The sequence below is a fragment of the Phenylobacterium sp. genome, from assembly GCF_030693805.1.
Taxonomy (GTDB): Bacteria; Pseudomonadota; Alphaproteobacteria; order Caulobacterales; family Caulobacteraceae; genus Phenylobacterium.
Genome location: NZ_JAUXZW010000114.1, coordinates 1 through 3,068 on the forward strand (window position 1 = coordinate 1; position 3,068 = coordinate 3,068).

A 3,068-nucleotide genomic window follows, 5' to 3' on the forward strand; every position below is an offset into this window, starting at 1 on the left:
TGGTCTACAGCTTCTATGATCCCGGCATGGCGCGCCGCAGCCTGGGCTCGTTCGTGATCCTCGACCACGTCATCCAGGCGTGTCTGACCAGCCTGCCCTACGTCTATCTGGGCTACTGGGTGCGCGGCAGCGCCAAGATGAACTACAAGGTGAGGTTCTCTCCGCTGGAGTTGCTGAAGCCCGAAGGCTGGTCGCTGATGGCGGCGCGCGACCGGCCGACCACCGGCGTTGTGGATTAGGCGCGTCGCCGCCTTCTATTCGCCCGCAATATCCGGCACGAACACGCTGGAATCCCACCGGTCTCCTTTTCAGCCTCGGACCCGCCTCATGGTGCGACAGCTACGGCTGAGCCTCGAGCGCCCCGCCGCCTATAACCGTGACGACTTCCAGGCTGGCGCGGCGAACGCCCAGGCCCTGGCGGCGCTCGCCACGTGGCCGAACTGGCACGGCGGTTGTCTGGTGCTGGTGGGGCCTGAAGGCGTCGGCAAGACCCATCTCGGCCGTGTCTGGGCCACCGAAACCGGTGCGGCGATGCTTGAGCGGCTGACGCCCGATCTCGCGGCGGCGGCCGGGCGACCCGCACTGATCGAGGACGTGGACCGCGGCGCGCCCGCCGAGGCCCTGTTTCACCTGATCAACATGGCGGCGCGCGAGGGCGCCAGCCTGTTGCTCACCGCGCGCACGCCGCCAGCGGCCTGGCCGGCCGAGGTCCCCGACCTTCGTTCGCGGCTCAACGCGCTGCCGGTGGCCGAGATCCAGGAACCCGACGACGAGATCCTGGAGGCGGTGCTGAGAAAATTCTTCCGCCAGCGGAGCATTCGCCCGACCAAGGATGTCTATCCCTATCTGCTGCGGCGGATGGAGCGGTCGATCCCGTATGCCCGCGAAATGGTCATGCGCCTGGACGAAGCGGCCGACGCCGCAGGACGACCCGTTTCGCGCGCCCTCGCCAGATCGGTGCTTGAGGGCGATAATCAGAATCTTGACCTTTTTCCGTGAACACTTAGGGCCAATGCAGTTCCTCCGGCCAGAATGCGTCCGGATCTTCCAGGCGGAGCGCCTTTCTCGATGACCTATGCCGCGCCCACTCCCCCTCGCCCCGCCAATGAGGGCGCGAGACTCCAGCTCGGGTGGGACCAGACGCTGGCCGACAGCACCGAACGATTCTTCAACCGCGAACTGTCGTGGTTGGCGTTCAACCGGCGCGTGCTGGAAGAGAGCCACAATCCGCGCCACCCCTTGCTGGAGCGGCTGCGCTTCCTGGCGATCTCGGCCAACAACCTCGACGAATTCTACATGGTGCGCGTCGCCGGCCTGAAGGCGCAGGTGCGCGAGGGCGTGCGCGTGCTCAGCCAGGACGGCCTGGCGCCGGCCGAGCAACTCTTGAGAATCAACGCCGCCGCCGCCGACCTGATGGCCGATCAGCAGATCCGCTGGGGCCAGCTCTGCACCGAGCTGAGCAGCCAAGGCCTGCATTTGGTCGCCCCTGACCATGTCACGCCCGCCGAGCGCGCGGCGCTTGAAGAGCAGTTCCTGACACGCCTGTTCCCGGTGCTGACCCCGCTGGCGATCGATCCGGCGCACCCGTTCCCGTTCATCCCGAACCTGGCGTTCTCGCTGGTGCTGAAGCTGAAGCGGGCCACCGATTCACGGCCGCTGTACGCGATGATGCCGATCCCGGCCCAGGTCGCCCGTTTCTGGGAAATTCCCGCGCAGGCCGGCTCGACCGAGCGCCGCTACCTGTCGCTCGAAAACATGGTCGCCCTGTTCCTCGACCACCTGTTCCCCGGCTGCGACGTCGAGGCCCAGGGTGTGTTCCGCCTGATCCGCGACAGCGATGTGGAGATGGAGGAAGAGGCCGATGACCTGGTCCGCGAGTTCGAGGCGCTGATCAAACAGCGTCGCATGGGCTCGGTGGTGCGCGTCGAGATCGAGACCGCCATGCCGGAGGAGCTGCGCGACTTCATCTGCGGCGCGCTGAAGGCCAACCCCGAGGACGTGATCCTCATCGACGGGCTGCTGGGCCTGGACGAGCTGTCGCAGCTGATCGCATCGGATCGTCCTGACCTTACGTTCAAACCGTTCGAGGCGCGTTTCCCCGAGCGAATCCGCGACCACGCCGGCGACTGCTTCGCTGCGATCCGCGAGAAGGACATCCTGGTCCATCACCCGTTCGAGAGCTTCGACGTGGTGGTCCAGTTCCTGCGCCAGGCGGCCAGCGACCCGAACGTGCTGGCGATCAAGCAAACGCTCTACCGGACCTCGCCCAACAGTCCGATCGTCGCGGCGCTGATTGCGGCGGCGGAGAGCGGCAAGAACGTCACCGCCCTGGTGGAGATCAAGGCGCGCTTCGACGAAGAGGCCAACATGCGCTGGGCCCGCGATCTGGAGCGGGCCGGCGTCCACGTCGTCTTCGGCTTCGTGGAGTACAAAACCCACGCCAAGCTGTCGGTGGTGGTCCGCCGCGAGGGCGAAGGCCTGCGCACCTACTGCCACTTCGGCACCGGAAACTATCACCAGGTGACGGCGCGCATCTATACGGACCTGTCGCTGTTCACCACCGACCCGGTGCTGAGCCGCGATTCCACGCGGCTGTTCAATTTCATCACCGGCTACGCGCGCCCTGAACGACTGGAAAAGCTGTCGTTCTCGCCGATCACCATGAAGCAGGACCTGCTGAGCCTGATCCTGCGCGAGGCTGAGAACGCGCGCGCCGGCAAGCCCGCGGCGATCTGGGCCAAGCTCAACGCGCTGGTCGACCCGGTGATCATCGACGCCCTTTACGCGGCCAGCCAGGCCGGCGTCAGCATCGACCTGGTGATCCGCGGCGTCTGCTGCCTGCGCCCGGGCGTGCCGGGCCTGTCGGACAACATCCGGGTCAAGAGCATCGTCGGCCGCTTCCTGGAGCACGCCCGCATCGTCGCCTTCGCCAACGGCGCGCCGATGCCGTCGGCGCAAACCAAGGTGTTCATCTCCTCGGCCGACTGGATGCCGCGCAATCTCGACCGCCGCGTCGAGTGCCTGACACCCATCGAGAATCCGACAGTGGACCAGCAGGTGCTGCAGCA

2 protein-coding genes and 1 pseudogene are annotated in these 3,068 nt (G+C 66.6%); all 3 read left to right on the top strand.

The window, feature by feature from the left end:
- Positions 1 to 239: pseudogene (locus Q8M88_RS04950) on the top strand (arginyltransferase); the annotation flags it as partial.
- An 88-nt stretch (positions 240 to 327) separates the two neighbouring features.
- Positions 328 to 999, top strand: a complete 672-nt coding sequence (locus Q8M88_RS04955) for a DnaA ATPase domain-containing protein (protein WP_305595137.1) — start codon at positions 328 to 330, stop codon at positions 997 to 999.
- A 69-nt stretch (positions 1,000 to 1,068) separates the two neighbouring features.
- On the top strand, positions 1,069 to 3,068 hold a 2,000-nt coding region (locus Q8M88_RS04960; protein ID WP_305595138.1), incomplete at its 3' end, for an RNA degradosome polyphosphate kinase.

Bases quoted from the DNA above. Each gene is read 5' to 3' on its own strand.
- Q8M88_RS04955 (WP_305595137.1), top strand. From the start codon at position 328: ATGGTGCGACAGCTACGGCTGAGCCTCGAGCGCCCCGCCGCCTATAAC.